This window comes from Streptomyces niphimycinicus, from assembly GCF_018883605.1.
GTDB classification, from domain to species: domain Bacteria; phylum Actinomycetota; class Actinomycetes; order Streptomycetales; family Streptomycetaceae; genus Streptomyces; species Streptomyces niphimycinicus.
On sequence record NZ_JAHLEM010000854.1, the window covers coordinates 1 to 4,819 of the forward strand.

General features: G+C 73.9%; 3 protein-coding genes. All 3 read right to left on the minus strand.

Annotated elements, in window-relative coordinates; all coding sequences use genetic code 11:
• Positions 1-452: 452 nt before the first annotated feature.
• Positions 453-1,577, minus strand: coding sequence for a GGDEF domain-containing protein (locus KN815_RS44185; RefSeq protein WP_216347387.1), 1,125 nt, complete (start codon positions 1,575-1,577; stop codon positions 453-455).
• Positions 1,578-1,921: 344 nt separating this feature from the next.
• Complete coding sequence (locus KN815_RS44190; protein WP_216347385.1) at positions 1,922-2,716, minus strand: enoyl-CoA hydratase/isomerase family protein; 795 nt, start codon at positions 2,714-2,716, stop codon at positions 1,922-1,924.
• Positions 2,717-2,836: 120 nt separating this feature from the next.
• On the minus strand, positions 2,837-4,402 hold the full coding sequence (locus tag KN815_RS44195; protein ID WP_216347386.1) for a cytochrome P450 family protein: 1,566 nt from the start codon (positions 4,400-4,402) through the stop codon (positions 2,837-2,839).
• Between the last annotated feature and the right edge of the window lie 417 nt (positions 4,403-4,819).

Genomic DNA, 4,819 nt, shown 5'->3' on the forward strand with positions numbered 1-4,819 from the left:
TCCGGAGAAGCCGGTGGTCATGCCCCTAATTAGCGGTCTGTCAGTGCCTCCGGAGCCGGTGACACCACCCCCCAGGCCATGCGTTCGACAGGGGGAGAAAGTCATGCCAGCTCCGAAGGCCGGGAGCCCCGTTGCGGGGCCACGAAAACGGTAATGGGGAGGAGGGGGTGAGGCGGCGGGGTCTGGGGCAGAGGTCCCGGCAAGGTGTGGGGTGGGAGCCCCGCCAGGATCCGGGGGCTGTGCCCCGCTGGGTCCGGGGCGGAGCCCCACCTCCCAGCCCCTCCGGCGATTGACGAGCGGGGTCCGGGGCGGAGCCCCACCTCCCAGCCCCTCCGGCGATCGAGGAGCGGGGTCCGGGGCGGAGCCCCACCTCCCAGCCCCTCCGGCGATCGAGGAGCGGGGTCCGGGGCAGAGCCCCGGGGTGGGCGGGGGGGCGGGGTGCGTCGTACGCGTTAGCGGCGGCCGCGGAAGCGGCGACGCTCCGGCGGGTGGGCGGCAGACGTGTCGGCCAGACGGATCACCGAGTCCTCGGTCCCCCCATCCCGCCCCGCCACCACCGGCTTCAGCGAACGCGCGGCCTTCGCCCGATACTGCGCCGCGTCCGCCAAGCGGAAGAGGCGCCGGGCCGACGGCACCGGCCCGATCGGATCGCCCGTGGAGGCGATCCCGCAGGCGACCCCCTCGCCCATCTCCAGCTCGGCGGCCCGGCGGCACAGCTCATCGGCCACCCGCACCACCTCGTCCGCCGGGGGCCCGACCCCCAGCAGGCAGAACTCGTCGCCGCCCAGCCGGGCCACCAGGGCCCCGGGCAGCATCGCGCCGCAGAGCGAGAGCAGCGAGCCAAATCGTTCCAGCAGGCGATCGCCGACGGCGTGGCCAAGCGTGTCGTTGACCCGCTTGAGGCCGTTGAGGTCGCAGACCACCAGGCTCACCACGGTGCCGTCCGCGTGGTACGCCTCCAGCGCCTCGTCCAGCCGTATGTCCACCGCGCGGCGGTTGCCGAGGCCGGTCAGCGGGTCGGTGAAGGCGAGGCGGCGGGCCTCCTCCAGGCGTTCGGTCTGGGCCAGCCCGGCGGCGGTCACCGAGGCCAGTACGGTCGCGAAGTCGGCGTCGTCGCGGTCGAAGACGGGACGTCCGATCACCCGGGCCACATACAGCTCGCCCCAGGCCCGCCCGTGCAGCACGATCGGGGCCACCACACAGCTCCCCCGGCCGCGCCGCCGCAGGGCGGCCACCCTCCCCCAGCTTCCGCTGGCGGGCGGCGCGCCCTGATGGCCGGGCGGGGCCGCGCCGGGTCGTACGCCGTCGGCGGTCTCGACCCAGGCGTGCGGCTCCCCGCCCGCCGCCCAGTGCTCATGCAGGAACTCGGCGATCTCCGGGAAGTCGTGCACCGGATACGACTCGTCCTCCGGCAGCGGTTCCTCGCCCGCCATCAGCTCGCCCACGTTGACCAGCACCCGCAGCCGCCCCCGCGCACGCTCCCACACCGAGATCGCCGCGAAGCCGCCGTCGAGGGCGCGGCGGGCCGCCTCGGCCGCCGCGCCCACCGACTCCTGCGAGGTGTGCGCCGCCGCCATCTCCTGGGCGAGCCCCACGACGGCCCGCAATCGTCCATCGACCCCGACGGGCCGTCCGCCGATCTCCCCGTTGTCCGTCACGACGGCCTCGCATTCCTCACGGCCATGCATCGTTCGCTCTGCTCTCCAGCGTAAGAACGTCGAGAACAATCCGCTGCGGGCCGTTCACCCCGGGTATCCGAGCGAACGGTCACCCCCGGTGACCGCGCGCTCCCCGGGCCGGGGCCATTCCCCGGATCCGGTCAGCTTCCCCGGTCCGGGATCCCTACTCCCCCGGCCCGCTACTCCTCCGGCCCGCTACCCCTCCGGCCCCTGGCCGGTCCGGCGGACGGCCGACCCGCCCCTCACTCCCCCGGCCACTCCGGCGACCGCTTCTCGTTGAACGCGGCGACACCCTCCGCGCGGTCGCCGGAGAAGGCCACCGTCCGCCACGCCGCGTCCTCGACCTCCAGACCGGCCCGCAGATCCAGCCCCTGCCCCAGCCGCAGCGCCTTCTTGGCGGCCCGCACGCCCACCGGGGAGTTGGCGGCGATGCCCCGGGCCAGCGCCAGGGCCTCGGCCCGGTCCTCGCCCTCCGCCGCCAGCCGGTCCACCAGGCCCAGTTCATGGGCCTCCGCGGCGGCCACCCGGCGCGCGGAGAAGATCAGCTCGGCGGCGCGCGCGGCGCCCACCCGGCGCGGCAGGAGCTGGGTGCCGCCGCCGCCCGGGATCACCCCGACCGACACCTCCGGCAGCCCCACCACGGCGGTGGGGTCGGCGACGATCACGTCACAGGACAGGGCCAGTTCGAAGCCGCCGCCCAGCGCATAGCCGTGCACCGCGGCGATGACGGGCATCGGCAGCTCCAGCACCCCGGTGTAGGCGGCGCGGGAGACCGGCCGGTGCCGCAGCATCTCGGCGTCGGAGAGCGAGTTGCGCTCCTTGAGGTCCGCGCCCACGCAGAAGGCCCGCTCATGGGTCGAGGTCAGCACGACGGCCCGGACGTCACGGTCCTCGGACAGTGCCGTGCAGGCCGCCGTGATGCAGCGCGCCATCTCGGAGGAGACGGCGTTCATGGCCCCCGGTCGGTCCAGCACCAGCTCGGCCACGAAGCCGTCCCTGCGGACCGCGACCCACTCCCCGTACCGCTGCTCACTCATCACGCACTCTCCCGGTTAACGACCGTGAACCCGATGCGGCGATCATTTCAGCTTCCCGGGATGTGCGGAACCTGTGGGCCACCCGGACCGGGCCCAGGGCCTGTCGCTTGGATCAGGCCCCTAGCGGGCCCGCCGCCACCGGTTCAGCAAGCCCATCAGGAACGACTGCTGTTTCTGCCCGTCCTCCCCCGGCTGCTCCAGATCCGTCCCCTCCAGGGGCTCACCTCCGGACACCGACGCCCCCTCGGTGGCGAGCGGCAGCGAGAGCGCGCCCTGTGGCACCCCTTGCGGCGCGCCCTGTGACATCCGTTGCGGCAGCATCCCCTGCGGTATCGCTTGCGGCACGCCCGGTGGCGCCTCGTGCCGCTGGTCCTGCCGGTCCCGCTCGCCGGGGCGCGCGGCGGGCGGGGCGGGGCGCCGTCCCCCCGGCCTGGCGACGGGGGCGAACCGCACCGGCAGCGAGACCACCCCCCGTACGAAGATCCCGGACAGCCACTTCAGCTCCTCGGCATCCCCGGCCAGCGCGAGGTCCGGGATCCGGTCCAGCAGCTTCTCCAGCGCCACGGAGGCGATCAGCCGGGCCGAGCTCCGGCCGGGGCAGGCGTGGGGGCCCGCGCCGAACGCCAGATGGGCCCGATTGCCCTGCTTGTGCGGGGACCTCAGCAGGGCGTCCCGGTTGGTCGCCGCGAAGCTGATCATCACGGCGTCGCCGGCGCGCAGCCGCTTCCCGGCGAGGTTGGTGTCATGGACCGGGAAGTAGAGCCCCATGTTGGCCAGCGGCGGGTCGGTCCAGAGCACCTCGTCCAGGGCGTCCTCGACGAGCATGCTGCCGCCCATCAGCTCGCCCGAGAACCGCTCATCGGTGAGCAGCACCCGCAGCGAGTTGCCGATCAGGCCGGGCACCAGCCCGGTGATCATGCCGATCAGCAGCAGAAGCTGCTCGACCAGCTCCTCGTCGCTCAGCCGCGCCGGGTGGGCGATCAGCCAGGACGTGATGTCGGCCCCCGGCTCGCGCCGCTTGAGGTCGATCAGCTCGCGCAGCGCCGCGGCCGCGGCCCGGTCCCCGCCCGCCGGATCCGAGCCGTCGATGAACGCCACCACACCCCGCAGCAGCGGGTCCATGGCCTGCTGCGGGAAGCCGAAGAGCTGGCTGGTCACCAGCACCGGGACCAGTGCGCAGTACGTCCCGATCAGCTCGGTCCCGCCCGCCTCGCAGAACTGGTCGATCAGCGAGTCGGCGATGCGCTCGACATAGTTCCGCAGCGCGCCGGAGTCGATCCGGCCGGTGCAGTCGTCGATGGCGCCGCGCAGCCGCCGGTGCTCCTCGCCGTCCACGAAGTCGGCCTGCGGCCGGGGCCTGATGACCTGCGGGGCATAGCTGGTCCCGGGCAGCACGCCCTCGTTCCTGGCCCGCCAGTGGCGGGGGTCCTTGGAGAAGGTCTCGGGGCGCCGCATGATCTCCAGCGCGGTTTCGTACCCCAGGCACAACATGGCCGGGACGCCTCTGTCCAGCTCCACCGGTGCGAGCTGGCCGTGGGTCTCGCGCAGGCGCCGGTAGACCGCGAAAGGGTCTCTTCCGAACTCGGGCGCGTGGAGCGGCTCGACACCGGCCCCGTCATGGGCGGGGCAGCCCGGCGGAGGTAAGGCGCCCGGACGCTGAGCACTTGAATCGTAAAGCGGGGTCACACGTGCTCCTGGACACCGCCGGGCCCACCCCGCGGGCGGACGCGCACGGTGCTTCTTCGACGACAGGACCTGGGATCCACCGAGTGGATCTTGCGGACGTAGGCTAGCCCAACAGGCCAGGATCCGCGCCCAGTTCAACGATCCGGCCGAAGCCACCGAAGGGATCCGGACGAACGTCGTCCACCGCGTCCCATCCGGGGACGCACCCCGGCGTCACGCCCGGCCGCCACCCAGGGTCACACCCGACGGCGCCCCGGCGTCATGCCCGGCCGCCACCCAGGGTCACACCCGACGGCGCCCCGGCGTCATGCCCGGCCGCCACCCGGCGTCATGCCCGGCGGCTCAGCAGCCACGGCTCCACGACCCCCAGACCACGCACCGGCCGCTGCCACATCGGCTGGAGCGCGAACCGGTACG

What these genes read in the sequence shown, in the direction of transcription:
- KN815_RS44185 (WP_216347387.1), bottom strand. Translation starts at nt 1,577, where the DNA reads ATGGCGGCGGCGCACACCTCGCAGGAGTCGGTGGGCGCGGCGGCCGAG.
- KN815_RS44190 (WP_216347385.1), bottom strand. Translation starts at nt 2,716, where the DNA reads ATGAGTGAGCAGCGGTACGGGGAGTGGGTCGCGGTCCGCAGGGACGGC.